The following is a 25,897-nucleotide window of genomic DNA, read 5'->3' on the forward strand; positions in this document are numbered from 1 at the left end:
AAGGTCCCGATCCCTTGCTCCGCAGCCGGGGGAGGCTCAGCTGTCGCCGAGGCCGATCAAGCGGGTGACATGGCCCATCTTCCGCCCGGGCCGGGCTTCGCCCTTGCCGTAGAGGTGCAGGTGCGCGGCCGGGTCGGCGAGGGCCTCCGCCCAGCCATGGACGTCGTCGCCGATCAGGTTGCGCATCTCGACCCCCGGCGCGGCCCGCGTCGTCGCGCCGAGCGGAAGGCCGCAGATCGCGCGGACATGGTTCTCGAACTGCGAGGTGAGCGCGCCCTCGATCGTCCAGTGGCCGCTATTGTGGACCCGCGGCGCCATCTCGTTGAACAGCGCCGCGTCGCCCAGCGCGAAGAACTCCATGGCCAGGACGCCGACATAATCGAGCGCCCCCGCCACCCGGACGGCCAGCGCCGTCGCCGCCTCGACGGCGGGGGCGAGCGCGGCATCGGTCGGCACCGACGAGCGGTCGAGGATCCCGCGGCGATGCACGTTGTGCGGCGCATCCCACGTGACCGTTTCGCCCCGGCTCGATCGGCACAGCAGGATCGAGAATTCGGTGTCGAAGGGGACGAAGGCCTCGAGCACGCAGGGCGCGCCCTTCACCGCTGCCCAGGCCGCTTCCGCCTCGTCCGGCGCGTCGATGCGGACCTGCCCCTTGCCGTCATAGCCGAAGCGGCGCGTCTTCAGGATAGCCGGCGTGCCCAGCTCGGCCAGGGCCGTGTCGAGCTCGCTTCGGCTGCCGACGCCGCGATAGCCGGCCGGACGGCCGCCTTGCGCCTCGATGAAGGCCTTTTCCGTCAGCCGGTCCTGCCCGATCTCGAGTGCGCGCCGCGGCGGAAAGAGCGGTGCTTCGTCGACGATGGCCGCCAACGGTCCCGCGGCGATATTCTCGAATTCATAGGTCACGACGTCGACCTCGCGGCCGAACTGACGCAAGGCCGCCTCGTCCTCGTAGCGGCCGCGGGTGAAGAAGGCGGCGACCTCCGCCGCGGGCGGTGCCTCGTCCGGGGCGTAGACATGGCAGCGATAGCCGAGCTGCGCCGCCGCCATGGCGAGCATTCGGCCGAGCTGGCCGCCGCCGACGATCCCGATCGTGGAGCCGGGCGGGATGCTCATTCGGGCGAAAGCGCGACCGCTTGCGTCTGCGTCTCCCGCCAGGCGTCGAGGCGCGCCGCCAGCGCGTCGTCGGTGGTGGCGAGGATGGCGGCGGCGAGCAGGCCGGCATTGGCGGCGCCGGCCTTGCCGATGGCGAGCGTTCCTACCGGCACGCCCGACGGCATCTGGACGATGGACAGCAGGCTGTCGAGCCCGGACAAGGCCGCCGATCCCACCGGGACGCCCAGCACCGGAAGGCGGGTCATCGATGCCGTCATCCCCGGCAAGTGCGCGGCCCCGCCGGCGCCGGCGATGATCACCTTGAGGCCTCGCCCGACGGCGCCGGTGGCATAATCGTAGAGGCGCTGCGGCGTGCGATGGGCGGAGACGACGCGCGTCTCGTGCGGCACGCCGAGGGCGGCGAGCATGTCGGCGGCATGCCGCATCGTTTCCCAATCCGAGCGGCTGCCCATGATGATGCCGACCAGAGGCGCTTCGTCTTCCATGTCCTGCCTTGCGTGGAGCGCGAAGCGCCATTCCTTAACCAGCGCTCCGCGCTTCGGCAATCGCGGGCGCGCGGCTTCGCGGCTTGTTAACCTCGCCGGGCTATCTTCGCCGCGGAGATACGAGCAGATGATTCCAGTCGACGATCCGGATCACGGCGTTCCGGCCGACCAGCTGACCCCCGAGGTGCGCGGCGCGATCGAGCGGCTGCAGGAAGAGAATGCGCTGCTCCGCGCGGCGCTCGCCGACACTCGCGCCCGCATCGGCGATCTCGAGCAGGCCGCCGACACCGATCCGGTGACCGGTCTTCCCGGCGAACGGTCACTGGCCCGGCAGCTCGAGCGCGCGGTAAGCCAGGCGGGCCGCCATGGCACCCCCTCGGCGCTCATCATGATTGACCTGCGCGGTCTCGCCTCGATCAACGATCGGCATGGCCGGATCGCCGGCGACGCCGCTCTGTCCCATGTCGCGCGCCTGCTCGGCCAGCTCATCCGCGCGAGCGACAGCGCCGCCCGGTCCGGCGCCGGCTTCGCCCTGCTGCTCGACCATCTCGATCCGGATTCCGCGGTGGATACCGGCGAACGCATCGCCCAGTTCATCGCCGCCCATCCGCTCGACCTCGGCCGTGCCCAGGTCGCGCTGGAGGCGATCGTCGGAGTCGCCACCATCCTCCCCGGCGACGAGGCCGGAGACGTGCTGGCCCGCGCCCAACGCAATCTGGAGCGGGTGAAGGAATTCTGACGCCGGCCGCTGCGGGCAAGATGTTCTTGACTTGTTCCGCATTCTCGGCTATGCCTGACGCTCCCGTGCCCCCACCGCTGCGGCGGAGCGCACGGAGGCGAATCCCCACGCTTTGACATTGTCAGACGAAAAGAGCGGCTCCTGCCGGCAGCGCCTCGCGCGCCCAGGCGAGGCGCCGCGCACCACGCCCCCGCGCCGCGCGGGGGCGAGAGACGTCCTGCACGTCCGCGGCCGCGCAAGCGGGCCCGATGGCACCCGTCACCTTCGTCACTTTACCCCTGTCTCATTCCAGGGGTGCATTCCACAAACGCGGCGCGCGCGTTCGAAATTGACGAAATTGACGACCCCCAGGGAGTCGTCAATTTGGTCGCGGCGCGCATTCTCCGAAGCCGGCTAGCGATCCTTCAGGTAATAACGCTCGATCTCGCGCAGCCCGTCGTCGAGCTCGTAGACGATCGGCTGGCCGGTGGGGATTTCGAGACCGGTGATCGCCTCGTCGGCGATTCCAGAGAGATGCTTGACCAGCGCGCGCAGCGAATTGCCGTGGGCCGAGATCAGCACCCGCTCGCTGGCCCGCAGCGCGGGGGCGATGCGGCCTTCCCAATAAGGCAGCACCCGGGCGATCGTGTCCTTGAGGCTCTCCGTCGCCGGCACCTCGATCCCGGCATAGCGGCGGTCGTTGGTCAGGTCGAAATCGCTCCCGGATTCCATCGCCGGGGGCGGAATGTCGAAGGAGCGGCGCCAGATATGGACCTGCTCGTCGCCATGCTTGGCCGCGGTCTCCGCCTTGTCGAGCCCGGTGAGGCCACCATAATGGCGCTCGTTCAGCCGCCAGTCCTTCTCCTCGGGCAGCCAGAGCCGGCCCATCGCCTCGAGGGCGATGTGGAGCGTCTTGATCGCCCGGGTCTGGAGGCTGGTGAAGCACAGGTCGAAATCCATGCCGCGGGCGCCGAGCAGCTCGCCCGCCGCCTTCGCTTCCTTCCTTCCCTGGTCGGTGAGATCGACGTCCCACCAGCCGGTGAAGCGGTTCTCGAGATTCCAGGCCGACTGGCCGTGCCGGATGAGGACGAGACGCGGCATGGTCTATCGGCCCCTGTAGGCGCCAACCCGGTCGATGATCGCGTAAAGCGCGTCGAGGCAGGAGCGGGCGAGCAGCCGGCACCGCTCCGGCGACCAGCCGTAGGTCGGGTCGGGAAGGTCGTCATTGTCCTTGAACGGCATTTCGAGCGTCATCGAGACGGCGCCGAACCGCTCGGCGAGCTGCGCGGTCGACATCGAGAGATTGGCTTCGCCGGGCCGGGGTATCTCATAGCCCTTGGCCGTCTGGAAGTCGGGCGAGGCCGCGACCAGCGCGTCGGCGAACGCGTCGAACAGGTCCTGCTGGGCCTTCTTCCATCCCGGAATACCCTCGAAGCCGGCGAGGAAGTTGGCGGCGATCGCTTCGTCGCCATGCACGTCCATCGCGAAGTCGACCCCGGTCTCCTTCATCGCCTCCAGCACGTGATAGACTTCCGGGCTGCGCTCGAGGCTCGGTGCATGCCATTCCCGGTTGAGGTTCACGCCGGCCGCGTTGGTGCGCAGGTGGCCGCGGCGGGATCCGTCCGGGTTCATGTTCGGAACGACGTGGAAGGTCGCCTTCTCGCGCAGGCGGCGGCTGACCGGATCGGCATCGTCGAGAAGCCGTTCGAGCGCGCCTTCCATCCACCATTCGGCCATGGTCTCGCCGGGATGCTGGCGGGCGTAGAGCCAGACCTGGAGCGGGCCTTCGCCAAATCGGAAATAGTCCAGCTCCTGCCCGTCCAGGGTCTGGCCGAGCGAGCGATAGTGGATCCCCGGCTCGGCCGCGACGGAGGCGACCAGATCGTGGTGCCGCTCCATGGTATAGGGCGCGAAATAGGCGAACCAGACGCTGTCCGATGCCGGCGTCACCCGGATGGTGACGACCCCGTCCTCGTAATCGGTGTCGACCCGCTCCCATTCCTCGCGATCGTAGGACATGCAGGCCCGGTAACCCGACCAGCCATGGGCGTAGGCGGCGCCCCCGGCGTTGGTCAGGCGCAGCTCGAGCGGCCGGCCGCCGGCGCCGGTGAGCCGGAAGTAGAACCACTGGTAGAAATCGGACTGGTGGTCGCGAAGGATTTCGAGATCGATGCGATCGCTTTCGGCGGCCAGCAGGCGGATGTTTCCGCCGTCGAAGGCGGACGATACGTTAAGGGTCATCGGACGCGCATAGTCTGGCCGGACTCGCCGGGGAAGTCCCGAAACAGGGCTTCGGCCAACCGATCGACCGCGGCCGCGGGGCTCGCGAGCGGCGAATCCGCTCGCGACTCGAGGTCGGCGCGCCCCTCCCAGGCGACGGTCGCATCCGATCGGCGCTGTATCCGCACCTCGAGCTGCGTGGTGACGATGTCGCTCGGCCGGCCGCCGACCGGAATGGTCGCGCCGACCCCGACTCCGACGCCGCCGCCCCGCCAGCCGCCCGAGCCGCCGCCGATCCCGATACTGAGACCCGATCCGGACCGGCCGGCGGGGCGGCTGCTCTGGTCGACGCGGACCACCGCCACCTGTTCGGACGTCGCATTCTCGCGAGCCACGGTCCAGCCGAGGCGGGCGAGCTCGCGCTCGACCGCACTGGCCTGCTGCGAGAATTGAAGGCTGCCCGCCTGGGCGGCGTCGGCGGGCTCGACCCTGATCTCGCCGCGCGCGATCGGCTGGCCGAGATGGAAGCGGGCGACATTGGCGCCCTGTCTCACGCCCGATCCCTGGTCGGTGGTCTGACAGCCGGCGATCAGCAGGGCCGCTGCCAGCGCCGTCGCGGCCGGTATGAACTTCCTCATTGCCAACTCCTTCACCGCGATCCTGCCGGGGCGCGCAACCATATGGGAGGTGTAACGACTCTCCGGCGCTTTTGCTGCATCGTCCTCGGCGCGCAGGATCGAAAGGCGCTCAGGCCTGGAGCTGGCGCTGGATCGGATAGGCGGTGGTGCTCTTCACCCGCTCCATGGCGAAGCGGGAAGTGACGTTCTTGAGCGGCACCTCGGCGATCAGCCGGCGGTAGAAATCATCATATTCCCCCATGCTGCCGACCGCGACCCGGAGCAGATAGTCGACGTCGCCGGCCATCCGGTAGACCTCCATGACCTCGGGCATCGCCGCCACCGTGCGGGCGAAGCGGTCCAGCCATTCCGGCGAATGATCGGCCGCTTCGATCTCGATGAAGACCGAAAGGTCGAAGCCGACCGATTCGGGATCGAGGATCGCCACCCGGCGCTGGATGACGCCCTGCGCCTCGAGCCGCTGGATCCGCCGCCAGCAGGGCGTCTGCGACAGGTTCACGCGCGAGGCGACCTCCGCCACCGGCAGCGAGCAATCCTCTTGCAGGATGGCGAGAATCTTTAGATCGGTCCGGTCCATCATCGTTCCTGGCAATAAAATTGCGTCACTGGCATGTTCGGGTAGCGCTCTTAGAATAAAATTGCAGGATCGGGGCAATAGAAATTGTGGCACGAGGGTCGCCGCGGCGCGCAGGAGGCCCTCACCGCGAGCTTGACTTGGGACGCGGCTCTTCCTAGGTGAGCGCCTCGCTTTTTCCGGCAACAAGATCACGAAGAACAGGCAGGGCGTCCCAGGCCATGAAGATCCGCAACTCGTTGAAGTCCCTCAAGTCGCGCCACCGCGACTGCCGCGTGATCCGCCGCCGGGGCCGCACCTACGTCATCAACAAGACGAACCGCCGCTTCAAGGCCCGCCAGGGCTGACGCCCGCTTTGACGTCGTCCGTCTCGCCTCTTCCCGTCCGCGGGGAGGGCCCGAATCGCATGCCTGAAGCGATTCCCGTTCCGGACGGCGCACCGTGCGCCGTCATCTTCGACGTCGGCAACGTTCTCTACGGCTGGGATCCGGACAGCTTCCTGGTCCGCCAGCTCGGAGACGACGAGGCACGCATGCGCTTCGTCGACGATGTCGGCCTCTGGCAGTGGCACGAGACGCTGGACGGAGGCCGCGCCTATGCGGATGCCGCCGCCGAGCTGACCGAGAAGTTCCCGCAATATGCCCATCTGATCGCCGCCTGGGGCGAAAGGTTCGGGGAGACGATCACCGACCCCGTCCCCGGCGTGCACGCGATCGTCGACGACCTGCACGAGCGCGGCGTGCCGCTTTATGCGATCACCAACTTCTCCGCCGATTTCTGGCCGCCCTTCCATGCCAAGGAGCGCGGCTTCTTCGGCCGGTTCCGCGACATCGTCGTCTCGGGCGAGGAGAAGCTGCTGAAGCCGGATCCGGCCATCTACTTCCTCGCGCTCGACCGGTTCCGGCTGAGGCCGCAGGACGCCCTCTTCGTCGACGACCGCCTGATCAACGTCGAGGGCGCCGAGGCGGTCGGCATGCGCGCGCACCTGTTCACGTCCGCCGCGGATCTGCGCGATCGCCTCGAGGCCGAAGGGCTGCTCTGAACTTTCCCGCGCGTGGCGCTTTGTTTCGCCCGTGCGACAAAGATGGCCCTCGCGACTCTGGCTGATCCGGCACGGGCAGAGCGCCGGCAACGTCGCCCGCGCCGCAGCCGTGGCGGCGGGCGAGCCGATGATCGCGCTCGACGTGCGCGACGTCGACGTGCCGCTCAGCGCACTGGGCCATCGCCAGGCCGAGGCGGTCGGCCACTGGTTCGCCGCTTTGCCCGAGGAAGAGCGGCCGGAGGTCGTGATCTCCTCGCCTTACATCCGGGCCCGCGAGACCGCGGCGGCGATCTGCCGGGCGGGCGGGGTCGCCTGCGGCGCGCGTGGCCCGATCATCGACGAGCGGCTGCGCGAGCGTGAGTTCGGCATCCTCGACCGGATGACCACCGAGGGCATTCGTGCCCTGCATCCCGACCAGGCCGAGCACCGCCGGCTGCTCGGCAAGTTCTACCACCGCCCGCCGGGCGGCGAGAGCTGGGCCGACGTCATCCTGAGACTGAGAAGCGCGCTCGACACGGTCAGCCTCCATCATGCCGACCGCCGGGTCCTCGTCGTCTGCCATCAGGTGGTGGTGCTCTGCCTTCGCTACATCCTCGAGGAGCTTGACGAGGCCGGCGTGCTGGCGATCGACAAGGAGGGGGCCGTGCTCAATTGCGGGATCTGCGAATATGCGTTCGAGCCGGACGACGAGCGCCAGTGCATGCCCCAGCTGGTGCGCTACAACTTCACCGCGCCGCTCGAGGTCGACCATGCGCCGGTGACGGCCGAGCCCGAGACGATCACGGGCGCGCGATGAGCGGGATCGAGACGGTCGACTCGGCGCTGCTCGCCCGCTTCCCGCTGCCGCACGTGCCGGAGGATTCGGGCAAGGAGGATCGCGGCCGGCTGCTCGTCATCGCCGGCAGCCGGGAGCTGGCCGGCGCCGCCTTGCTCGCCGGCATCTCGGCGCTGCGCGCCGGGGCGGGCAAGCTCCAGATCGGCACCGCCGCCAGCATCGCCTCGCCGATGGCGGTCGCGGTGCCGGAAGCCCGGGTGATCGGCTATCCCGAGACGGAGGAGGGCTGCATCGCCGAGGCGGGCATCGCGCCGCTGGTCGGCTGGGCCAAGGCGGCGCAGGCGGTCGCGATCGGCTGCGGCATGCAGTCGGGGCCGCCTTTGACCCGCCTCCTGGCCGAGCTGCTCGGCTGCGGCGCCTGCTGCCCGCTCGTCCTCGATGCGGCGGTGCTCGATTGCCTCCCCGAGCTCGCCGGCGAGGTCGGCCTTTGGTCCGGCGGCACCATCCTGCTTCCCCATGGCGGCGAGATGGCGCGCCTGCTCGGGCTTGAGCGCGAGGAGGTCGAGGCGGATCCGGTTGCCGCCGTCCGCGAGGCGGCGCGGCGCTTTCGGGCCATCGCTTTGGTCAAGGGCGGCTGCAGCTACGTCGCCGATCCCGACGGACGGACCTTCAGGCTCGAAGGCGGCGGCGTCGGCCTCGCCACGTCCGGCAGCGGCGACGTCCTGTCCGGCATCGTCGGCGGCCTGTGCGCCCGCGGCGCGCCGACGCTGACCGCCTTGCTGTGGGGCATCTGGCTCCACGCCGAGGCGGGGCGGGCGCTGACCGGCCGGGTCGGCCGCCTCGGCTTCCTCGCCCGCGAGCTGCCCGGCGAGATACCCGGCTTGCTGCCGGATAACCGGGCCTGACCGCTCCGTCGCCCTGCGTTCGCTGAGCTGACCTTCAGGTGTGGATGCGGTCGAGCAGGCCCATCAGGGTCTGCACCTCGCGCTTGGTGAAGCGGCTCTTGAGCCAATTCTCATGCTCCCAGATCGCCGCCTTCGCGCGCTTCAGCACCTCCTCGCCCGCGGGCGTGAGGTAGAGCGTCTTGCGACGACGATCCTGGGGCGAGGGGCCTCGGCGCAGAAGGCCGCGGCCCTCGAGTCGGTTGATGATTCCCATCGTCGTCGCCCGATCCATGTGCAGGCGCTGGGCGAGGTCGGTCTGGGCGACGCCGGGATTGTCGCTCACCAGCCACAGGACGGAGACCTGCTTCTGGGTCAGGTCGAGGTCGGAGAAGGTCTCCATGAAATGTCGGTAGACGGTGACGTAGGCGAGCCGGATGTGGAAGCCCAATATGTCCCGAATCTCGCCGACATCGCTGAGGTCGACCGGCGGAACGACGTTGCTCGCAGCGGATTCTACCACTTCTTTCCGCACCTCCCCCTGACTCCGCCTCTTGGCCCTATTGTGAGCGTAGCGTACAATTGGCCAAAAGGAGAGATGCCTTGGCCAATTTTCCTGAGACTCCCGCATTCACCGGCTTCAACAAGCCCGGAAGGTTCGAAGCCGACATTCTCGACCTCGAGGTGGAAGGGGAGGTCCCGCCACATCTCGACGGTGCCTTCTACAGGGTGCAGCCCGATCCGCAATTCCCGCCCCGCCTCGACGACGACATCGCCTTCAACGGCGACGGCCAGGTGACCATGTTCCGCTTCAAGGACGGCAAGGTCTCGATGAAGCACCGCTGGGTCCATACCGACAAGTGGAAGCTGGAACGGGAGGCGGGCAAGGCCCTGTTTGGCGCCTATCGCAACCCGCTGACCGATGACGAGAGCGTCAAGGGCCGGATTCGCGGGACCGCCAACACCAACGTCATCATGCATGCCGGCCGGCTGCTCGCGCTGAAGGAGGACAGCCCCGCCGTCGTCATGGACCCGAACACGCTCGAGACGGTCGGCTACACGAAGTTCGGCGGCAGGATGACCGGCGAGACCTTCACCGCTCATCCGAAGATCGATCCCGAGACGGGCGACATGATCGCCTTCGGCTATGCGGCCAAGGGCATCTGCACGCGCGACATCGTCTATTACGAGATCAGCCCGGAGGGTGAGCTCAAGCGCGAGCTTTGGTTCGAGCTGCCTTATTATTGCATGATGCACGATTTCGGCATGACCCGGGATTATGCCGTCTTCCACGTCGTGCCGAGCATCGGCAGCCTGGAGCGGCTCGAAAAGGGGCTTCCCCATTTCGGCTTCGACACCACCTTGCCCGTCTATCTGGGTGTCGTCCCGCGCCGCGAGGGCGCGACGGCCGAGGATATTCGCTGGTTCAAGGCGCCCAACCTGTTCGCCAGCCATGTCATGAACGCCTATAATGAAGGGACCAGGATCCACTTCGACACGCCGGAGGCCGAGGGGAACATGTTCCCCTTCTTCCCGGACGTCCACGGCGCCCCCTTCGATCCGATGAAGGCCCAGTCGCATCTCACCCGCTGGACCGTCGACCTCGCCTCCAATTCCGACGAGTTCGAGAGCCGGGAGCGGCTGTCCGAGATGGTCGGCGAGTTTCCGCGGATCGACGACCGCTATGCCGGCCGCAAATATCGGCACGGCTGGATGCTCGTCGTCGACATGTCGAAGCCCGTCGACCTGAAGGGCGGCAGCAGCACCGGCCTGCTCATGAACACGCTCGGCCATGTCGACCTGGAGGCCGGGGAGGACAAGAGCTGGTGGGTCGGCCCGACCTCGTCGCTGCAGGAGCCCTGCTTCATCCCTCGCAGCGCCGATTCGCCGGAGGGGGACGGCTATATCGTCGCCCTCGCCAACCGGCTCGACGTCGCCCTCACCGACCTGCTGCTGTTCGATGCGCTCGCCATCGAGAAGGGTCCGATCGCGACGATCAAGCTGCCGCTACGCCTGCGCTTCGGCCTCCACGGCAATTGGGCGCCGGGCGAATGGCTGGAGGCGGCGGCGAATCGCTCCGAGCCGATCGCCGCATGATCCGGCCGGACGTCGAGTTCGCCTACGAGGCGGAGGCGCGGCTCGGGCCGGCGGTGGCTCAGGGAGCGGCGCCCGACGGCGAGCGCCGCTACATCCCGATCCTCGGCGGGCGGTTCAAGGGACCGAGACTCGAGGGCGAGATCCTGCCCGGCGGGGCCGACTGGCAGGTGACTCGGCCGGACGGCGTCCTGCTCCTCGACGCCATCTACGCGATGCGCACGGGCGACGGCGCCGTCATCCAGGTCCGCAACCGCGGCATGCGCTCGGGGCCGCCCGAGGTGATGGCGGCGCTGGCGCGGGGCGAGCGCATCGATCCGACGTCCATCTACTTCCGCACCTCGCCCCAGCTGACGGCCCCGGCGGGACCCCATGACTGGCTCAACCGCTCGCTCTTCCTGTGCACCGGCGAAAGATGGGCGGACGGCATCAGGCTGTGGGTGTGGCAGGTCGTCTGAGCGACGGTCACGTCCCCTTGTTGCGGGCGACGCTCTCCTCCATCCGCGCCAGCTGCTCGGGCGTGGCCGGCGGCTGGTTCGCCTTCCACTCCGAATAAGGCACGCCGTAGACCAGCTGCCGCGCCGCCTCCCGGTCGATCGGCCGGCCGCGCTCGGCGGCGGCCTCGGCGACCCAGTCGGCGAGGCAGTTTCGGCAGAATCCGGCCAGGCCCATCAGGTCGACATTCTGGGCGTCGCTGCGGTGGCGCAGGTGGCTCAGCAGCCGCCGGAAGGCGGCGGCGGCGACATCATCGTCGAGCTCGGCATCGTTGGTCATCAGACAGGCTCCCCGGCGGCGCGGGCCCGCTCGAGCAGGCGCGCTTCATCGATCGGCAGGCGGCGGATCAGGGCGATCAGCAGCACGATCAGGATCGGCCCCAGCCAATAGAGGTTGAGGATCGCCGAGGCCAGGTCGCCGCCGTTGAGATCGCTCATTAGCCCGACCGCATAGGGGCCGAGGCCGAGCCCGACGATGGTCATGCTGAGGATGTAGAAGCTGATGACGATACCGCGCATCCGCGGCAGCACCAGGTCGAGGATGGTCGCATAGATGGACGGCAGCCACATGGTGAGCGCGATCGAATAGGCGCAGAACCACAGATAGAAGCCGGTGAGCGTGTCCGCCGTATAGGTGAGAAAGCCGAAGAAGGGCGAGATCCCCAGCGAGGCGAGGGTGACATAGACCCGGCCGCCGCCGATGCGCGCATGCGCCCAGTCGGCGAGCGGCCCCGCGACCATCGGCCCGACGATGCCGATCGCGGCCGACAGCGTTCCGAAGAGCAGGGCGACCTCGGTGGCGCTCTGGTCGAAATGCTGGATCAGATAGGCGGGCGTCCAGCCCATCACCCCGTAATTGATCACCGTCTGCAGGGCGGCGATGGTCAGGGTCAGCACCGTCGCGGGCGACGCGGCGATGAGGGCGAAAGCGGGCCGGTCGCCGAGCCGAAGGGACTGCAGCCAGTTGAGCATGACATAGGCGCCGAAGCCCACAATCAGCCATTGCAGGGCGTTTCCGCCGATCGAGAAGGCGCCCAGCGCGAGCGGCGGCGCATTCGGGCGGAGCGAGTTGGTCCAGGCGGTGAGGCCGTACATGGCGGCGGCGATGACAATGAGGCCGACCAGGTTGACCGCCCATTCCCCCGCCCGGGCACGGCGGCGGGCGAAGGTGATCCAGTTGGTGACCGGCAGGATCGCGTGCAGCGTCCCCCAGCTCGCCCGGAACGGGTGCGGGTCGGCATGCGGGGCGAGGCCGTCGGCCGCGCCCCGCCGCGGCTCGGGCAGCCGCCACAGCAGCCAGCCGATGACGAGGCCGGGCAGCGCCGCGATCAGGAAGGCGGCCTGCCAGCCCTTGAGGCCGAGCGGGGCGCCGTCGCCGCCGGGCCAGGCCGAATCCCACTGGTCGGCGGTGACGCCGCCGAGCAGCAGCGCCCCGCCCAGGCCGAGTGCGACCGCCGCCGCCATCCAGGCGGCGACCATGCCGCGCTTCTCCTTGGGGAAGCTGTCGGCGAGGAGCGACATGCCGGCCGGCTGGACGCTCGCCTCGCCGATGCCGACGCCGAGCCTCGACAAGGCGAGCAAGGCGAAGCTGTTGGCGAAGCCGGCGAGGCCGGTCGCCGCCGACCAGCCGATGATCGACAGGCTGAGCAACCGGGTGCGGATCCAGCCGTCGGCGAGGCGGCCGAGCGGCAGCGAGAACATCGCGTAGAAGAGCGCGAAGACGGTGCCGTAGAGCAGGCCCATCTCGGCATCGGCGATGCCCAGGTCGGCCTTGATCCGAGGGACCAGGATGGCGAGGATCTGGCGGTCGACCATGCTCATCGCCTGGGTGAGGGCGACGAGCACGAGCGCTATCCAGGCGACGCGGCCGCCGAGCTTGTGGGGATCGGCGGACGGCGTCGCGGCGGCCATCAGAGCTTGAACGCCCGCTCGGCGTTGGTCTGCATCAGCTTCCTCTTGTCCTCGTCCGATATGTCGAGGAGGTCGTGGGTGCGCACCTCGTCCGGCTCATATTCGTAGGGATAGTCCATCGCGTAAAGGACGCGGTCGACGCCGAGCACCTCCTGGCTGAACTTGATCGCCGGAGCCCAGGCCATGCCGCTGGTGGTGATCAGCACGTTCTCGCGCATATAGTCGAAGATGGTCTTCTTCAGCGGCTTCATGAACGGATAGCGCTTCGAGCGCACCGTCGCCTGGTGCATGTAGTCGAGGCGGTAGAGCCAGAAGGGCAGCGCTTCGCCCATATGGCCGACGGCGATCTGCAGGCTCGGATAGCGGTCGAAGACGCCGCTGGTGATGATCCGCAAGAGGTGCATGCCGACCTCGACGCCGAAGCCGAAGATCGCGCCGTCGAGCCCGGCCTCGATGATCGGGTCGATCATCCGGTCCGGCGGCGACTGGGGGTGGATGTAGATGAGCTGGTCGACCTCGACCGCTGCGCGGAAGATCGGGTCGAACTTCGGGTTGTCGAGATACTCGCCATGGGTGTGGCTGTTGATCATCACGCCCTTGAAGCCGAGCTCCTTGCCGCGGGCGATCTCGTGGGCCGACCAGGCGGGATCCTGCGGCGCGATCGAGGTCATGCCGACGAACCGGTCGGGGTGGCGCGACACCGCCTCGGCGAGATGGTCGTTGGCCCTCGTCACCATCGCCTTGGCCTCCTCCGCCTCGAAGGCCTGGACGCCGGGGGCGGTGAGCGACAGGATGGCGACGTCGATCCCGGTCGCGTCCATGTCGGCGATCCGCCGCGCGTCGAGATCGAGCAGCCGATCGAGGATCTGGACGGCCCGCTCGGACGGGCTCGAGGCGTAGAAGCCCCAGAGCGACTTCACGCCCTTGTCCGCCTTGCCCTCGCGGATCAGCCGCAAATAGCCGTCAATCTGCTCGCGGGTGGCGAAGGCCTCTTCGGTGGCGATCCGCAAATAGCCCCGGTCGCCGCGAGTCTTCAGTTCGTGGGTCATTCTCTCTCCCAATCACAAGCACGTTAGCCCTCCCCTTGATGGGGAGGGGGGAAGTTCTCACCCCTCGTGGACCGCCTTGACGACGAGGCAGGCCATCAGCCCCTCGGGGCCGTCCTCGCTGCCGTGGCCCGACCATTTGACGCCGCCGAACGGCGAGTCGGCGCCGCCGATCATCACCGAATTGATCCCGACCATGCCCGATTCGATCTCGCGGGCGACGGTCTTCTGGCGGCGGCTGTCCCGGGTCCAGGCGTAGGCGGCGAGGCCGTAGGGGAGGCGGTTGGCCTCGGCGATCATCGCCTCCTCGTCCTTGAAGGGGTTGAGGATGGCGACCGGCCCGAACGGCTCCTCGTTGAGGATGTCGGCCTCGAGCGGCACTTCGGAAAGGACCGAGGGCGCGTAGAAATAGCCCTGATTGCCGATCCGCTCGCCCCCGGCCTGGAGCTTGCCGCCCTTCGCCTTGGCGTCGCCGATCAGCCGCTCCATCGCGTCGGGCCGGCGCGGATTGGCCATCGGCCCCATCTGGGTGCCCTCGGCGAGCCCGTCGCCCACCTTCACCTTCTTCGCCCGCTCGGCGAAGCCGGTGACGAAGCGGTCGAAAATGTCCTCCTGGACGATGAAACGGGTCGGCGAGACGCAGACCTGGCCGGCATTTCGATATTTGGCGGCGACCATGACGTCGAGCACGCGCTCGACGTCGACATCGTCGAACACCAGCACCGGGCCGTGCCCGCCCAGCTCCATCGTCGTGCGCTTCATGTCCTCGGCGGCGAGCTTCATCAGATGCTTGCCGACGACGGTCGAGCCGGTGAAGCTGAGCTTACGGATGATGGGCGATCCGAGCAGGTGGCGCGACACCTCGTCGGGAACGCCGAACACCGCCTGCGCGACCTCCTTGGGCAGCCCGGCATCGAGCAGGGCCTGGAGCACGCCCAGGGCCGAGGCCGGGGTCTCCTCGGCCGCCTTGAGGATGACCGAGCAGCCGGCGGCGATCGGGGCGCCGAGCTTTCGGCCCGGATTGCCGAGCGGGAAGTTCCACGGCGCGAAGGCGGCGACCGGCCCGACCGGCTCGTGGGTGACGGTCGAGCGCTGCCCGGCCGGCCGGACGAGCTGGCGGCCGTAGAGGCGCTGGCATTCGCCGGCATAGAAGTTGAACAGGCCGACATTCATCATCACCTCGATCCGCGCCTCGGCGAAGGGCTTGCCCTCCTCCATGGTCGCGATCCGGGCGAGGTCGTCGGCGCGCTCGGCCATCAGCCGCGCCGCGCCCTGCAGGACCGCGGCGCGCTGCTGCGGCGTCGAATCGCGCCAGATCCGGAAGCCGCGCGCGGCGGTGTCGAGCGCCCGGTCGAGATCGGCGGCATCGGCGAGCGGCAGCTCGCCCAGCGCCTCTCCGGTCGCCGGATTGCGGACGGTGAAGGTGCGCCGGTCTCCGGCCGCGACCCTCTCGCCGTCGATGATCATGCAAAGTTCGGGGTAAGCAGTCATGCGCGTTCCTCTTGGGTGTTGGCGATCCGGGCGCGGTCGATATCACCTTGCCAGCGCTCCGGCACGATCGGCTGCCCCGTCACCGGATGGACGTTGTGGAAGGGGACCACCTTGCGGGTCGGCCACAGCCAGACGTCGCTGACCAGCGCGTCAGGGCCCGTAGGGTCCTCCGGGAAGGTGGTGCTGAAGAAGGGGACATATTGCGGGCGGGTATGGGCCCAGCCGGTCTCAAAATCGGCGTGCCATTGCGGATTGTAGTTGAGGATGTGGATGCGCCAGACGCCGTCCACCTTGCGATAGACATTCTCGTAGATGCCGCCCTCCCACCATTGCCGCGGCTCGCCATGATCCCGGTGGCGGCCGGCCTGCATCGTGCAGCGGAAGCGCGCATAAGCGGTGACGCCGTCGGGCAGGATGTCGACGATGTCCTGGTGCTGCGGATGGTCGAGCAGGAAGCCGTCGATCGGGCCATTATTGCCGTGCGTGAAATTGGCCTGGAAGCGGTCGATATAGAGCCGCTTCGCCCCCGCTTTGCCCTTGAAGGAGCCGCCGAAGAAGCGGACCTCGCAATCCTCGGTGAACAGGTCGACCGTCTCGCGGTAGAGGCACTGGTCGATGAGATAGCCGTAGAGGTGGTGGAGCTTGCGGACCGCCTGCTCGTCCTCCTGCACCTGCAGCCGGCGGCTCAATTCGGCGACCTGCGCCTCGAGCGCCGCGATTCGATCCGGTTCGGACATCCCATTCTCCTCTCGCGCTGCCGGCCGCTCGACACGGCTCTTGCGTTACTGTGCCGCTGATTTGTATTCTACGCATACAAATAACGCCAGCGGCTCGGCAACGGCTTCTGTCGCCTTCGGGCGCGAGCCCGCGCAAGCCGACTGCGACGAGGAGAGGTGGACATGCAGAATCTCGCGGGAAAGACGGCCTTCGTCACCGGCGGCGCCTCCGGCATCGGCCTCGGCATCGCCAAGGCGCTGAGGCGCGCCGGGATGAACGTCGCCATCGCGGACATCCGCCAGGACCATATCGACGAGGCGGTCGGGGAGCTGGGCGAGGAAAGCGTCCTCGCGCTCGAACTCGACGTCACCGACCGCGCCGCCTTCGCCGCGGCCGCCGACGCCACCGAAGCGCGCTTCGGCAAGGTCCATCTGCTCGTCAACAATGCCGGCATCGCGGTGATGGGCCCGGTCGAGCTCGCCACTTATGCCGACTGGGACTGGACGATGAGCGTCAATGTTGGCGGAGTCATCAACGGGATCGTCACCTTCCTGCCCCGGATCCTCGCCCATGGCGAAGGCGGCCACATCGTCAACACCGCCTCCATGTCCGGCATCATGCCCAATGCCGGCACGACGCTCTACACGGCGAGCAAGACCGCGGTCGTCGGCCTCTCGGAAGCGATGCGCGGCGAGCTCGAGCCGAAAGGCGTCATCGTCTCCGCTTTCTGCCCGGGCGCGGTCCAGTCCAACATCGCCGAATCGGGCAAGACCCGGCCCGCCCATCTCGCCGACACCGGCTATGCCGAGACCGACCGGCGGCGGCAGCAGAGCGGCGACCTCAGCCACCTGTTCATGACCAAGGAGGAAGTGGGCGAGCGGGTGCGCGAGGGCATCGAGAATGACGAGCTGTTCATCCTCACCCACCACGAATTCCACGAAGGCGTGAAGGACCGGGCCGAGGCGATGATCGCCTCCGTCCCCGATCGCGAGGAGGATCCCGAGTACAAGGCGATGTTCCCCTTCCTCTTCAAGAATGCGATCCACGCCGCCGAGCGCGACCGCCAGAACGCGAAGAGGACGAAATGAAGGACCTGGCGGGCCGCACCGCCTTCGTCACCGGCGGCGCCAACGGCATCGGCCTCGGCCTCGCCCGAGTCCTGCTCGACCAGGGCTGCAAGGTCGTCATCGCCGACATACGCGAGGAGTCGATCGAGCAGGCGCTGGCGACGCTCGACAATCGCGAGGTCACCGGGATCAGGCTCGACGTCGCCTCGCGCGAGACCTTCGCCGCCGCTGCCGACGAGGCCGAGGCGCGGATGGGGCCGGTCAGCCTCCTGTTCAACAATGCCGGCATCAACCTGTTCAGGCCGATCGACGAATCCTCCTACGAGGATTGGGACTGGGTGCTCGGCGTGAACCTGTTCGGCGTCATCAACGGCGTCCAGACCTTCGTGCCGCGGATGAAGGCGCGGGGAGAGGGCGGCCACGTCGTCAACACCGCGTCGATGGCGAGCTTCCTCGCCTCCGGCGTTCCCGGCATCTACAATTGCTCGAAATATGCGGTGCGCGGCCTGTCGGAATCGCTGCGCCACAGCCTGCACCCGCACGGCATCGGCGTGTCCGTCCTCTGCCCCGGCCTCGTCCGCAGCGAGATCTATCGCTCGGACGAGATCCGGCCGGCGGCCCATGCGGAGGGCGGCAATTCCACCGACCCGGGCTTCGTCGAGATGCTCGGCCAGGTCCACCAGATCGGCATGGACCCGGTCGAGGTGGCGGAGAAGACGATCGCCGCGGTGAAGGCGAACCGCTTCTACATCTTCCCCCATCCCGAGTTCAAAGAGGAGCTCGAGGAGGTGTTCGACCAGATCCTCGCCAAATTCCCGGACGAAACGCCGGACCCGCAGCGCATCGCCTTCGAGCAGGGACGGCGGGATCGCTACGCGCAGGAGAGGGCGCTGCTGAAGGGGGAGTGACCCCCACTCGTCATGCCGGCGAAGGCCGGCATCCAAGCAGAATGCGAGACAGGCAATTCAGCTTGGGCCCCTGCCTTCGCAGGGGCGACGAGGCGCTAGCGCGCGTGGCCGCTCCAGGTGCGCAGGCCGGGCTCGGTATGGTCGGGCATGTCGAGCGCTTCCTGGACCGCCGGCCGCGCCGTCACCCGGTCGCGCCACTCGACGAGCCGCGGGCAGCGCGTCGCGATCTCCATTTCGGGGAACATCCGCTCGACCATCATCCCGCAATGGCTGTAGAAGTTGATGTCGGCGAGGGTGAACAGGTCGCCGGCCAGCCACTCGCTTTCGCCGAGCTGGGCCTCGACCTTGTCGACCGCGACCTCGATCTTGCGGGTGGCGTTGGCGAGGTCGGCCTCGCTGAAGCCGGAGCGGGCGGTCCGCCATTTCTCGCGCTGCTCGTGCAGCGGGATCCGCTCGAGCATCTTCTCGAACTCGCCGCTCTCGATCTTGCGCGCGATGATGCCGACCAGCCGGTGCCAGCCGTGCATCGAGACGAAGTTCATCACATGCTCGTCGACATACTTGTTCCAGTAGCGCATCCGGGCATTGCCGATCGGCGTGTTCGGCCGCAGCGGCGGCCGCTCCGGAAAGGCGTCCTCGAGATATTCGTTGATGACGGTCGTGTGGGTGACGATCGCCCCGTCATGGTCGAGCACCGGCACCTGGCCCTCGGGATTGATCGCGAGGAACCAGGGTTCGTGCTGCTCGAACTTGTGCAGGTTGACGTAGACGCTCTCGAATTCGAGCCCCTTCTCGAACAGGGGGATCATCGACTTCAGCGAATTGGCGAGCGGCTCGGCATGATAATATCGGATTCCCATCGGCCTCAGCCCCTCCAATAAGCGTAAGCGCGGATCTCGGCCGACGCGCGCGGCAAGGCATCCTCGGGCGCGCTCGGATCGGCGAAGGCGACGTGCGGCACCCCGACCAGGTCGGGATCGGCGGTGTCGAACTGCTTGAAGATCAGGGCCTCGTCGGGGCTCATGTCGCGATAATAGAACCAGCGATGGCGCGGGCTCGCGCGGAACAGGGAGGAGCCGAAGCGGAACTCGTCGATGCCGACCCCGTCGACCCGCGCCTCGCCGGTCACCCGGTCCGCCTCGGTCACCGAGGACGCGGCGCAGACGGCGAGCGGCAGGTCCTGCGGCGGCGGCGTCAGCACCCGCCAGACGTTGAAGCCGACATAGCGGCCGGCGAGCAGCGCCTCGCGGTCGGGATGGTCGCCGAGCTGCATCGCGGCGAAGGCGGCGAAGCTCTCGCGCGACGTGTCGACATGGACGAAGCCGGCGGGGAGCGAATTGACGAAGCGGTCGCGCTGGTCCTGCTCGACGAAGCGCAGCACGGTGCCGCGCGCGACGACATGATCCGCGCCGGTGACCCGCTTCAGCAGCGCCTCGATCTCCCCCGGATAGACGGCATCCACCGCCGCGCTGTCCGTGAAATCCGTGATCGCGCTCCGATGGGGGACGAGCGTGAAGCCCTCTCGGTCGAGACAAGGCGGCGGCTCGGCCTGGCGCGCGTCGGCGATCTCGACCCGGTGCGGCTCGAGCAAGAGATGATCGCGGTCATGATCCTTGGCGTAGAAATAGGGCATCGTGTCCATCGGCCCGAGATAGTTGATCTCGGCCTGGACGGTCCGCGGGCGCGCGGCGAGCGTCGCCATGAGCCTCTCCATCTCCTCGCGCTTTGTATGCAGCGCTTACAAGTTGAGGGTAACAGAAAGGCGGGCGGGGGCAAGGGGCGGTTGCGCCCCGTCGAAGGTGACAGCGGGGTTGGCGCGGGTCCGGCCTTCATCCCTGTTCCACCGCGTGCAGGGCGGGGCCGGCCGTAGCCCTCTCCCAGGGGGAGAGGGTTGGGTGAGGGGGTTCGGCAGCCGGAGGTTCGCGTCTTCGCTCCAGGCGACTGAATCCCGGCCCCAACAATAGAGGCTCGTGGGCTCGCGTCCCCCCGGCGAGCGCCGAACCCCCTCACCCCGACCCTCTCCCGACGGGAGAGGGAGAGAGGCCGGGCATGTTGCGAATTCCTGCGCGTATCGGTCTGCGATAAGAGCCGATCTCAATCCACCCGCAGCGTCCCCAGCACGCCGCCGTCGATCGCCCAGCTCTGGCCGGTGACATGCCCGGCGGCGTCGGAGAGGAGGAAGGCGGCGACCTCGCCGATCTCGCCGGCAGCGCGGCGAAGCCTGTCCTCGTTCCGCGCAACCGGGGGCAGCCGGCCGCCCCGCGCGGCGATCAGCCGTGCGGTGGCGAATCCGATTCGGTCGAGCCGCCGGTGACGAGGACGTGGCGGCCGTGGACGGCAGTCACGCCAGCTTCAGGAGCTTGGCGGCATTGTCCTTGAGGATGCCGGGCATGACCTCGTCGCGGAAACCCGCCTCGGCGGCGTCGGCCATCCACTTGTCGGGCGTGATCAGAGGATAGTCCGATCCGAACAGCATCTTCTTCCTGAGCTGGGTGTTCGCATAGTGGATCACCTGCTTCGGAAAATAGCGGGGCGACCAGCCCGACAGGTCGATGAACACATTCTCCTTGTGGAGCGCCATCGACAGGCTTTCGTCGGTCCACGGCCAGCTCGGATGGGCGAGGATGATCTTCATGTCCGGGAAGTCGACGGCGACGTCGTCGACGAGGATCGGCTGGCCATATTTGAGGCGGATGCCGCCGCCGCCCTTCATGCCCGTGCCCATGCCGCTATGGCCGGTGTGGAAGATGGCCGGCAGGCCAAATTCGGCGATCACCTCGTAAAGCGGCCAGGCCATCCGGTCATAGGGATGGAAGTTCTGCATCGGCGGGTGGAACTTGAATCCCTTGACGCCATGCTCCTCGATCAGCCGCCGCGCCTCGATCGCGCCGGCCTTGCCCTTGTGCGGGTCGATCGAGGCGAAGGCGATCATGATGTCGCCATTGTCGCGCGCCGCCTGCGCGATCTCCTCGTTCGAGATGCGCTTGATGCCGGTGCCGGCCTCCATGTCGACGGTGAACATGACGAAGCCGATCTGGCGCTCGCGGTAGAGGGCGATCGTCTCCGGGATGGTCGGCCGCCGCCGGTCCGCCTTGAAGTATTGGCTCGCCGCGTCGAGATACTTGCCCATGATCGGGTCTTCGGGGTGATGGCAGGAGACCTCGGCGTGGACGTGCACGTCGATGGCCTTGAGCTTGCTGATGTCCATGGGATCTCCGTTAGAGCCCTCTCCCCTTCAGGGGAGAGGAGGAGCCGCGAAGCGGCGGAGGAGAGGGGGTAGTAGGGCGTCCTTCGAACGCCTCGACTCCCCCTCTCCCAGCCTCTCCCCTGAAGGGGAGAGGGGCCGTTACAGCGCGATGATGACCGTCTTGAGCTCGGTATAGGCCTCGACGCCCTGCCGTGCCTGCTCGCGGCCGAGGCCGGACTGCTTGAAGCCGCCGAAGGGCAGAGCCGGGTCGATCATCATGTGGCAATTGCCCCAGACCGTGCCCGCCTTGAGCTTCGCGCACATCTTGTGCATCGCCGACAGGTCGCGGGTCCAGACGCTGGCGGCGAGGCCGTAGGGCGTGTCGTTCGCCTGGCGCGCCACCTCGTCGAGATCGTCGAAGCGCTGGGCGACGACGACCGGGCCGAAAATCTCCTCGCGGACGACGCTCATGTCCGGATTCACGTCGACCATGATCGTCGGATTGACGAAATAACCCTGGTCGTAGGGGACGTCGCCGCCGGTGACGATCGAGGCGCCCGCTTTCTTGCCCTGGTCGATATAGTCGAGGACGCGGCGATGCTGCTCGTCCGAGACGAGCGGACCCATGCGGGTGGCGGGGCTCAGCGACGGCCCGACCGTCCAGCCCTTCGCCGCCTCGGCGACGCCCTCGATCAATTTGTCGAAGATGTCGCGATGGGCGTAGAGGCGCGACCCCGCGACGCAGACCTGGCCGGCATTGAAGAAGATCGACGCGGCGGCGCCGCCGGCGGTGGCCTGGACGTCGACGTCGGGCAGGACGACGACAGGAGACTTGCCGCCGAGCTCGAGCGTCACCCGCTTCAGCGTGTCGGTGGCATTCTTGTTGATCAGCTTGCCGATCTCGGTCGAGCCGGTGAAGGCGATCTTGTCGACGTCGGGATGGCGGACGAGCCGGTCGCCGGCGGTATGGCCGTTGCCGGTGATGATGTTGACGACGCCGGCCGGGAAGCCCGCCTCGTTGATCAGGTCGGCGAGCCTGAGCGCCGTCACCGACGTCTGCTCGGCCGGCTTGAGCACGACCGTGCATCCGGCCGCCAGCGCCGGGGAGATTTTCAGCACCGCCATCAGCAGCGGGAAGTTCCACGGCACGATCTGGGCGGCGACGCCGGCCGGCTCGCGCCGGACATAGGCATGGAAGGCGCCGTTGGGCGCCGCCATCGGCGGCATCGTCTCGCCGCCGATCTTGGTCGTCCATCCGGCCATGTAGCGCAGCATGCCGATCGAGCCCGGGATGTCGGCCGCCGCCGCGATCGAGCGTGGCTTGCCATTGTCGATCGCCTCCAGCTCGGCGAACTCGTCGGCATGGGCCTCGAGCAGGTCGGCCAGCTTGTGGATCATCCGTTCCCGGACGATCGGCGGCAGCCCCGTCCAGCGGCCGTCATCGAAGGCCAGGCGCGCCGCCGCCACCGCGCGGTCGACATCGGCGTCGGACGCATCGACGAAGCGCCCGACCTCCTGGCCGGTCGACGGATCGATGACGGGCAAGGTGACGCCGTGGGTCGATTCGACCCATTCGCCGCCGATGAACAGCCTCGGCTCGCGCGCGAGCGCCTTGCGCGCCGCGTCGGAATAATCCTGCTGCGCGTTGATTCGGGCCATCTCGTTCATTTGCATCTCTCCCGGGGTCGTAGGATCTTGCCGTTTTCCGTGTAGCACGGGCTATGCCCGATACGAAGTGTTGCGTACAAATTTCGGGGGGCGAATCGACAGCAGGATAGGCTCGGGAGAGAGGATGATCGAGGCACGAATCGATCCGGTCGCGACTCATGCGCGCACCCATCCGGGCGCGGCCGCCTGCGCAGACCTGGAGACGGGCCGATCCTGGACCTATCGCGGCCTCGATTGTGACGTCGACCGGGTGGCGGCGTGGTTGGCGGGAAGGCTCGGGCCGGGGCGCGGAGAGCGCGTCGCCACCATTGCCCGCAACAGCGCCGAGCAGCTGATCCTGCAGCTCGCCTGCATCCGCGCCGGCGCCGTCTTCGTGCCCTTGAACTGGCGCTTGTCGGCAGCCGAGCTGTCAGTCCTCGCCGAAGATTCCGGGCCCGCCTTGCTGTTCCACGATCCGCAATATGCAAGCCTTGCCGGCGGCGCGGCGCAGGGCGCGCACCTGCATCCGATCGAGGCGCTTCTCCCGCTCGCCGCCGATGCGCCCGCGGCGCCGCCCGCCGACGCCCGCCGCGCCTGGGAGGAGCCGGTCACCTTGCTCTATACGTCGGGGACGAGCGGCCGGCCCAAGGGCGTGATCGTCACCGCGGCCAACGCCTTTTTCGGCTGCACCAACTTCGTGCTCGGCAACGACGTCGGCCGGAGCAGCGTCTTCCTGTGCGACATGCCGATGTTCCACGTCGCCGGCCTGCTCGCCGCGACGATGACGCCGCTTCTCGCCGGCGGCAGCGTGCTGATCTCCAGGGGATTCGACGCCCCGGTCACGCTCGGCCGGATCGCCGACCCGGCCTTGCGGATCAGCCATTATTTCTGCGTGCCCCAGATGGCGCAGCGCCTCTGGCAGGAGCCCGGCTTCGAGCCGGCGATGCTCGCCGGCCTGGCCTATCTCACCACCGGCGGCGCGCCCAATCCGGCGGCCCAGGTCGAACGCTTCATCCGTGCCGGCATCCCGATGTCGAACGGCTTCGGCATGTCGGAGACCGGCTCCAATTTCGGCATGCCGGTGGCGGACGAACGGCTCGCCATCGAGAAGGCCGGCTCGTGCGGCCTGCCCTATGTCTCGGTCGAGACGAGGATCGTCGACGAGGACGGCAAGCCGCTGCCCCCCGGCGAGACCGGGGAATTGTGGATCGGCGGCCCGAGCGTCACGCCCGGCTATTGGAAGCGGCCCGAGGAGAATGCGCGGGCCTTCGTCGACGGCTGGTTCCGCACCGGGGACGCCGCCTATGTGGATGCCGACGGCTATCTGTGGCTGGTCGACCGCCAGAAGGACATGTTCATCTCGGGCGGGGAGAATGTCTATCCGGCCGAAGTCGAGGCCGCCCTCGCGGAGCTGGAAGCGGTCGCCGAGGCGGCGGTCGTTGGCGTGCCCGACGATCGCTGGGGCGAGGTCGGCCGCGCTTATGTCATCCCCCGGCCGGGCCGCGACCTCGATCCGGTCGAGGTGCGAGCGCACTGCCTCGCCCGGCTCGCCAAATACAAGGTGCCGGCGACGATCGTGGTCACCGAGGCGATCCCGCGGACCGCCTCCGGCAAGGTCCAGAAGCATATCCTGCGCCGGCGCGCGCTCCAAGAGATGGAGATCATGGATGCGTAGCCATATCCTGCGCGCAGGCAGCAGCTCGCTGGACGACCTCGCGATGATCGAGACCGACGAGCCACGGCCGGGACCGGGGGAGGTCCTCGTCCGCGTCCGCGCCTGCTCGCTGAACTATCGCGACCAGGCGATCGTCACCGGCCATTATTTCGGCGGCAAGGTGCCGCACGACCAGGTGCCGCTGTCGGACGGCGCGGGCGAGGTGGTCGAGACCGGCGACGGGGCGACCCGCTTCAAGGCCGGCGATCGGGTCATGTCCTCCTTCTTCCTCAATTGGCAGGAGGGCCCGCCGCGTCCCGATGCCGGCCCCGCCCTCGGTGCGCCGGGCGCGCCCGGCATGCTCGCCGAATATGTCGTCCTTCCGGAGCGGGCGCTGGTGCCGATGGCGGCCAATCTGAGCTTCGAGGAGGCCGCCACCCTGCCCTGCGCCGGCGTCACCGCCTGGAACGGGCTGACCCTCGGCGCCGCGCCATTGCGTCCGGGGCAGGACGTGCTGCTGCTCGGGACCGGCGGCGTGTCGATCCTGGCGCTGCAGATCGCGGCGGCCGGCGGCGCCAACATCCTCATCACCTCCTCGTCGGACGACAAGCTCGCCCGCGCCCAGGCGCTAGGCGCCCACTCGCTGATCAACTATCGCGAGGTCGAACAATGGGGCCAGGAGGCGGCCGCGCGCACCGGCCGCGGCGGCGTCGACAAGGTGATCGAGGTCGGTGGCTTCGGGACGCTGCCGCTGTCGATGCAGGCGGTCGGCTGGGGCGGCGAGATCGCGATGATCGGCGTCCTCACCCGCGGCGGCGACAACGCGCCGCATCCGCTGATGATCAAGGGCGCCAGCCTGCGCGGGATCATGGTGGGAAGCCGCGCCATGGCGATCGACCTCAACCGCGCCATCGAGGCCGCGGACATCCACCCCGTGATCGACAAGGTCTTCCCGTTCGAGGAAGCAGCCGAGGCCTATCGCTACCAGGCCTCTCCGGAGCTGTTCGGCAAGGTCGTGATCGCGGTGTAAGGGGGTAGGGCCGCGGCTCGGCTGGGGAGTAAGAAGTTGGAGTGTGTGCTTAGCGATCGAGCGGCAGCGTCATGCTTTTGGATGGTGCTCTACGGCAGCTTTGCGCCGATAGCGTTGAAAAAGCGTCCGCTACTGACAGAAGCGGACGTCGCGCAGACTGAGCATGAGCGCGGCTGGGCGGTTTTACCCCGCCGTCGCCGGC

The 25,897-nt window shown here is 68.3% G+C and carries 27 protein-coding genes; 11 read left to right on the forward strand and 16 right to left on the reverse strand.

The window, feature by feature from the left end; all coding sequences use genetic code 11:
- Positions 1-36: 36 nt before the first annotated feature.
- Positions 37-1,116, reverse strand: a complete 1,080-nt coding sequence (locus DDE10_RS17635; RefSeq protein ID WP_114954100.1) for a 5-(carboxyamino)imidazole ribonucleotide synthase — start codon at positions 1,114-1,116, stop codon at positions 37-39.
- The gene (gene purE / locus DDE10_RS17640; RefSeq protein ID WP_114954101.1) at positions 1,113-1,601 is read right to left on the reverse strand and encodes a 5-(carboxyamino)imidazole ribonucleotide mutase; all 489 of its coding nucleotides are present in this window, start codon (positions 1,599-1,601) and stop codon (positions 1,113-1,115) included. Before purE ends, DDE10_RS17635 begins: the two co-directional genes overlap by 4 nt.
- A gap of 127 nt (positions 1,602-1,728) precedes the next feature.
- On the opposite strand from purE, the gene DDE10_RS17645 reads away from it, so the two are divergent.
- Positions 1,729-2,340, forward strand: coding sequence for a GGDEF domain-containing protein (locus DDE10_RS17645; protein WP_162806705.1), 612 nt, complete (start codon positions 1,729-1,731; stop codon positions 2,338-2,340).
- A 393-nt stretch (positions 2,341-2,733) separates the two neighbouring features.
- Here DDE10_RS17645 and gpmA read toward each other — a convergent pair whose 3' ends face one another.
- The 4 genes from gpmA to DDE10_RS17665 form a co-directional block, all read right to left on the reverse strand.
- Positions 2,734-3,420, reverse strand: a complete 687-nt coding sequence (gene gpmA / locus DDE10_RS17650) for a 2,3-diphosphoglycerate-dependent phosphoglycerate mutase (RefSeq protein ID WP_114954102.1) — start codon at positions 3,418-3,420, stop codon at positions 2,734-2,736.
- Between the two features lie 3 nt (positions 3,421-3,423).
- Positions 3,424-4,560 (reverse strand): M14 family metallopeptidase, encoded by a 1,137-nt coding sequence (locus DDE10_RS17655; RefSeq protein WP_114954103.1) that lies wholly within the window; start codon positions 4,558-4,560, stop codon positions 3,424-3,426.
- Entirely contained in the window at positions 4,557-5,177 is a 621-nt protein-coding gene (locus DDE10_RS23545; RefSeq protein WP_162806706.1) for a DUF4136 domain-containing protein, read from the reverse strand. Before DDE10_RS23545 ends, DDE10_RS17655 begins: the two co-directional genes overlap by 4 nt.
- A 109-nt stretch (positions 5,178-5,286) precedes the next feature.
- Positions 5,287-5,754 (reverse strand): Lrp/AsnC family transcriptional regulator, encoded by a 468-nt coding sequence (locus tag DDE10_RS17665; protein ID WP_114954105.1) that lies wholly within the window; start codon positions 5,752-5,754, stop codon positions 5,287-5,289.
- A 218-nt stretch (positions 5,755-5,972) separates the two neighbouring features.
- Between DDE10_RS17665 and ykgO the strand changes: the two genes are divergently transcribed.
- The 4 genes from ykgO to DDE10_RS17685 are packed head-to-tail and all read left to right on the forward strand — an operon-like array spanning position 5,973 to position 8,473.
- On the forward strand, positions 5,973-6,098 hold the full coding sequence (gene ykgO / locus DDE10_RS17670; protein WP_006833921.1) for a type B 50S ribosomal protein L36: 126 nt from the start codon (positions 5,973-5,975) through the stop codon (positions 6,096-6,098).
- Positions 6,099-6,157: 59 nt separating this feature from the next.
- The gene (locus DDE10_RS17675; RefSeq protein WP_114954106.1) at positions 6,158-6,793 is read left to right on the forward strand and encodes an HAD family hydrolase; all 636 of its coding nucleotides are present in this window, start codon (positions 6,158-6,160) and stop codon (positions 6,791-6,793) included.
- 31 nt (positions 6,794-6,824) lie between these two features.
- Positions 6,825-7,589: a histidine phosphatase family protein gene (locus tag DDE10_RS17680; protein ID WP_114954107.1), complete on the forward strand. Its 765-nt coding sequence runs from the start codon at positions 6,825-6,827 to the stop codon at positions 7,587-7,589.
- Positions 7,586-8,473 (forward strand): NAD(P)H-hydrate dehydratase, encoded by an 888-nt coding sequence (locus DDE10_RS17685; protein WP_114954108.1) that lies wholly within the window; start codon positions 7,586-7,588, stop codon positions 8,471-8,473. Before DDE10_RS17680 ends, DDE10_RS17685 begins: the two co-directional genes overlap by 4 nt.
- 34 nt (positions 8,474-8,507) lie before the next feature.
- Here the strand turns inward: DDE10_RS17685 and DDE10_RS17690 are convergent, their stop codons facing one another.
- Entirely contained in the window at positions 8,508-8,972 is a 465-nt protein-coding gene (locus tag DDE10_RS17690; RefSeq protein WP_284734743.1) for a Saro_0803 family transcriptional regulator, read from the reverse strand.
- An 80-nt stretch (positions 8,973-9,052) separates the two neighbouring features.
- On the opposite strand from DDE10_RS17690, the gene DDE10_RS17695 reads away from it, so the two are divergent.
- Together DDE10_RS17695 and DDE10_RS17700 are read left to right on the forward strand one after the other, a co-directional pair.
- A complete protein-coding gene (locus tag DDE10_RS17695; RefSeq protein ID WP_114954110.1) occupies positions 9,053-10,546 on the forward strand; it encodes a lignostilbene-alpha,beta-dioxygenase in 1,494 nt (497 codons plus the stop codon).
- Complete coding sequence (locus tag DDE10_RS17700; RefSeq protein WP_114954140.1) at positions 10,543-11,001, forward strand: DUF3237 domain-containing protein; 459 nt, start codon at positions 10,543-10,545, stop codon at positions 10,999-11,001. Before DDE10_RS17695 ends, DDE10_RS17700 begins: the two co-directional genes overlap by 4 nt.
- 7 nt (positions 11,002-11,008) lie before the next feature.
- On the opposite strand, the gene DDE10_RS17705 is transcribed toward DDE10_RS17700, so the two are convergent.
- Genes DDE10_RS17705 through DDE10_RS17725 form a run of 5 tightly spaced genes read right to left on the reverse strand, consistent with a single transcriptional unit; the run spans position 11,009 to position 16,222 of the window.
- On the reverse strand, positions 11,009-11,317 hold the full coding sequence (locus tag DDE10_RS17705) for a DUF1244 domain-containing protein (RefSeq protein WP_114954111.1): 309 nt from the start codon (positions 11,315-11,317) through the stop codon (positions 11,009-11,011).
- Positions 11,317-12,948, reverse strand: coding sequence for an MFS transporter (locus DDE10_RS17710; protein WP_114954112.1), 1,632 nt, complete (start codon positions 12,946-12,948; stop codon positions 11,317-11,319). Before DDE10_RS17710 ends, DDE10_RS17705 begins: the two co-directional genes overlap by 1 nt.
- Positions 12,948-13,997 carry an amidohydrolase family protein gene (locus DDE10_RS17715; RefSeq protein WP_114954113.1) on the reverse strand — a complete coding sequence of 350 codons (1,050 nt, stop codon included), beginning with the start codon at positions 13,995-13,997 and terminating at the stop codon, positions 12,948-12,950. Before DDE10_RS17715 ends, DDE10_RS17710 begins: the two co-directional genes overlap by 1 nt.
- Before the next feature lie 57 nt (positions 13,998-14,054).
- Positions 14,055-15,485: an NAD-dependent succinate-semialdehyde dehydrogenase gene (locus DDE10_RS17720; protein WP_114954114.1), complete on the reverse strand. Its 1,431-nt coding sequence runs from the start codon at positions 15,483-15,485 to the stop codon at positions 14,055-14,057.
- Entirely contained in the window at positions 15,482-16,222 is a 741-nt protein-coding gene (locus DDE10_RS17725) for a nuclear transport factor 2 family protein (RefSeq protein ID WP_114954115.1), read from the reverse strand. The genes DDE10_RS17720 and DDE10_RS17725 overlap by 4 nt, the downstream gene beginning before the upstream one ends.
- A 162-nt stretch (positions 16,223-16,384) precedes the next feature.
- Here DDE10_RS17725 and DDE10_RS17730 point away from each other — a divergent pair, with 162 nt between their 5' ends.
- Both DDE10_RS17730 and DDE10_RS17735 read left to right on the forward strand, forming a co-directional pair.
- Positions 16,385-17,290, forward strand: a complete 906-nt coding sequence (locus DDE10_RS17730) for an SDR family oxidoreductase (protein ID WP_114954116.1) — start codon at positions 16,385-16,387, stop codon at positions 17,288-17,290.
- Positions 17,287-18,177, forward strand: a complete 891-nt coding sequence (locus DDE10_RS17735) for an SDR family NAD(P)-dependent oxidoreductase (protein WP_114954117.1) — start codon at positions 17,287-17,289, stop codon at positions 18,175-18,177. Before DDE10_RS17730 ends, DDE10_RS17735 begins: the two co-directional genes overlap by 4 nt.
- Positions 18,178-18,272: 95 nt before the next feature.
- On the opposite strand, the gene DDE10_RS17740 is transcribed toward DDE10_RS17735, so the two are convergent.
- From DDE10_RS17740 to DDE10_RS17760, 4 genes are all read right to left on the reverse strand, one after another.
- Positions 18,273-19,037 (reverse strand): glutathione S-transferase family protein, encoded by a 765-nt coding sequence (locus tag DDE10_RS17740; RefSeq protein ID WP_114954118.1) that lies wholly within the window; start codon positions 19,035-19,037, stop codon positions 18,273-18,275.
- 5 nt (positions 19,038-19,042) lie between these two features.
- The gene (locus DDE10_RS17745; RefSeq protein ID WP_162806707.1) at positions 19,043-19,879 is read right to left on the reverse strand and encodes a CmcJ/NvfI family oxidoreductase; all 837 of its coding nucleotides are present in this window, start codon (positions 19,877-19,879) and stop codon (positions 19,043-19,045) included.
- A gap of 639 nt (positions 19,880-20,518) precedes the next feature.
- A complete protein-coding gene (locus DDE10_RS17755; protein ID WP_114954120.1) occupies positions 20,519-21,385 on the reverse strand; it encodes an amidohydrolase family protein in 867 nt (288 codons plus the stop codon).
- Positions 21,386-21,523: 138 nt separating this feature from the next.
- Positions 21,524-23,032 (reverse strand): aldehyde dehydrogenase family protein, encoded by a 1,509-nt coding sequence (locus DDE10_RS17760; protein ID WP_114954121.1) that lies wholly within the window; start codon positions 23,030-23,032, stop codon positions 21,524-21,526.
- Positions 23,033-23,156: 124 nt separating this feature from the next.
- Between DDE10_RS17760 and DDE10_RS17765 the strand changes: the two genes are divergently transcribed.
- Together DDE10_RS17765 and DDE10_RS17770 are read left to right on the forward strand one after the other, a co-directional pair.
- Entirely contained in the window at positions 23,157-24,686 is a 1,530-nt protein-coding gene (locus DDE10_RS17765; RefSeq protein ID WP_114954122.1) for an AMP-binding protein, read from the forward strand.
- On the forward strand, positions 24,679-25,695 hold the full coding sequence (locus tag DDE10_RS17770; RefSeq protein WP_114954123.1) for a zinc-dependent alcohol dehydrogenase family protein: 1,017 nt from the start codon (positions 24,679-24,681) through the stop codon (positions 25,693-25,695). Before DDE10_RS17765 ends, DDE10_RS17770 begins: the two co-directional genes overlap by 8 nt.
- The last annotated feature ends 202 nt before the right edge of the window (positions 25,696-25,897 follow it).

The sequence above is a fragment of the Sphingosinicella terrae genome (assembly GCF_003347635.1).
Classification (GTDB): domain Bacteria; phylum Pseudomonadota; class Alphaproteobacteria; order Sphingomonadales; family Sphingomonadaceae; genus Allosphingosinicella; species Allosphingosinicella terrae.

What these genes read in the sequence shown, in the direction of transcription:
- DDE10_RS17635 (WP_114954100.1), bottom strand. Translation starts at nt 1,116, where the DNA reads ATGAGCATCCCGCCCGGCTCCACGATCGGGATCGTCGGCGGCGGCCAG.
- purE (WP_114954101.1), bottom strand. Translation starts at nt 1,601, where the DNA reads ATGGAAGACGAAGCGCCTCTGGTCGGCATCATCATGGGCAGCCGCTCG.
- DDE10_RS17645 (WP_162806705.1), top strand. Translation starts at nt 1,729, where the DNA reads ATGATTCCAGTCGACGATCCGGATCACGGCGTTCCGGCCGACCAGCTG.
- gpmA (WP_114954102.1), bottom strand. Translation starts at nt 3,420, where the DNA reads ATGCCGCGTCTCGTCCTCATCCGGCACGGCCAGTCGGCCTGGAATCTC.
- DDE10_RS17655 (WP_114954103.1), bottom strand. Translation starts at nt 4,560, where the DNA reads ATGACCCTTAACGTATCGTCCGCCTTCGACGGCGGAAACATCCGCCTG.
- DDE10_RS23545 (WP_162806706.1), bottom strand. Translation starts at nt 5,177, where the DNA reads ATGAGGAAGTTCATACCGGCCGCGACGGCGCTGGCAGCGGCCCTGCTG.
- DDE10_RS17665 (WP_114954105.1), bottom strand. Translation starts at nt 5,754, where the DNA reads ATGGACCGGACCGATCTAAAGATTCTCGCCATCCTGCAAGAGGATTGC.
- ykgO (WP_006833921.1), top strand. Translation starts at nt 5,973, where the DNA reads ATGAAGATCCGCAACTCGTTGAAGTCCCTCAAGTCGCGCCACCGCGAC.
- DDE10_RS17675 (WP_114954106.1), top strand. Translation starts at nt 6,158, where the DNA reads ATGCCTGAAGCGATTCCCGTTCCGGACGGCGCACCGTGCGCCGTCATC.
- DDE10_RS17685 (WP_114954108.1), top strand. Translation starts at nt 7,586, where the DNA reads ATGAGCGGGATCGAGACGGTCGACTCGGCGCTGCTCGCCCGCTTCCCG.
- DDE10_RS17700 (WP_114954140.1), top strand. Translation starts at nt 10,543, where the DNA reads ATGATCCGGCCGGACGTCGAGTTCGCCTACGAGGCGGAGGCGCGGCTC.
- DDE10_RS17705 (WP_114954111.1), bottom strand. Translation starts at nt 11,317, where the DNA reads ATGACCAACGATGCCGAGCTCGACGATGATGTCGCCGCCGCCGCCTTC.
- DDE10_RS17710 (WP_114954112.1), bottom strand. Translation starts at nt 12,948, where the DNA reads ATGGCCGCCGCGACGCCGTCCGCCGATCCCCACAAGCTCGGCGGCCGC.
- DDE10_RS17715 (WP_114954113.1), bottom strand. Translation starts at nt 13,997, where the DNA reads ATGACCCACGAACTGAAGACTCGCGGCGACCGGGGCTATTTGCGGATC.
- DDE10_RS17720 (WP_114954114.1), bottom strand. Translation starts at nt 15,485, where the DNA reads ATGACTGCTTACCCCGAACTTTGCATGATCATCGACGGCGAGAGGGTC.
- DDE10_RS17725 (WP_114954115.1), bottom strand. Translation starts at nt 16,222, where the DNA reads ATGTCCGAACCGGATCGAATCGCGGCGCTCGAGGCGCAGGTCGCCGAA.
- DDE10_RS17730 (WP_114954116.1), top strand. Translation starts at nt 16,385, where the DNA reads ATGCAGAATCTCGCGGGAAAGACGGCCTTCGTCACCGGCGGCGCCTCC.
- DDE10_RS17735 (WP_114954117.1), top strand. Translation starts at nt 17,287, where the DNA reads ATGAAGGACCTGGCGGGCCGCACCGCCTTCGTCACCGGCGGCGCCAAC.
- DDE10_RS17740 (WP_114954118.1), bottom strand. Translation starts at nt 19,037, where the DNA reads ATGGGAATCCGATATTATCATGCCGAGCCGCTCGCCAATTCGCTGAAG.
- DDE10_RS17745 (WP_162806707.1), bottom strand. Translation starts at nt 19,879, where the DNA reads ATGGCGACGCTCGCCGCGCGCCCGCGGACCGTCCAGGCCGAGATCAAC.
- DDE10_RS17755 (WP_114954120.1), bottom strand. Translation starts at nt 21,385, where the DNA reads ATGGACATCAGCAAGCTCAAGGCCATCGACGTGCACGTCCACGCCGAG.
- DDE10_RS17760 (WP_114954121.1), bottom strand. Translation starts at nt 23,032, where the DNA reads ATGAACGAGATGGCCCGAATCAACGCGCAGCAGGATTATTCCGACGCG.
- DDE10_RS17765 (WP_114954122.1), top strand. Translation starts at nt 23,157, where the DNA reads ATGATCGAGGCACGAATCGATCCGGTCGCGACTCATGCGCGCACCCAT.
- DDE10_RS17770 (WP_114954123.1), top strand. Translation starts at nt 24,679, where the DNA reads ATGCGTAGCCATATCCTGCGCGCAGGCAGCAGCTCGCTGGACGACCTC.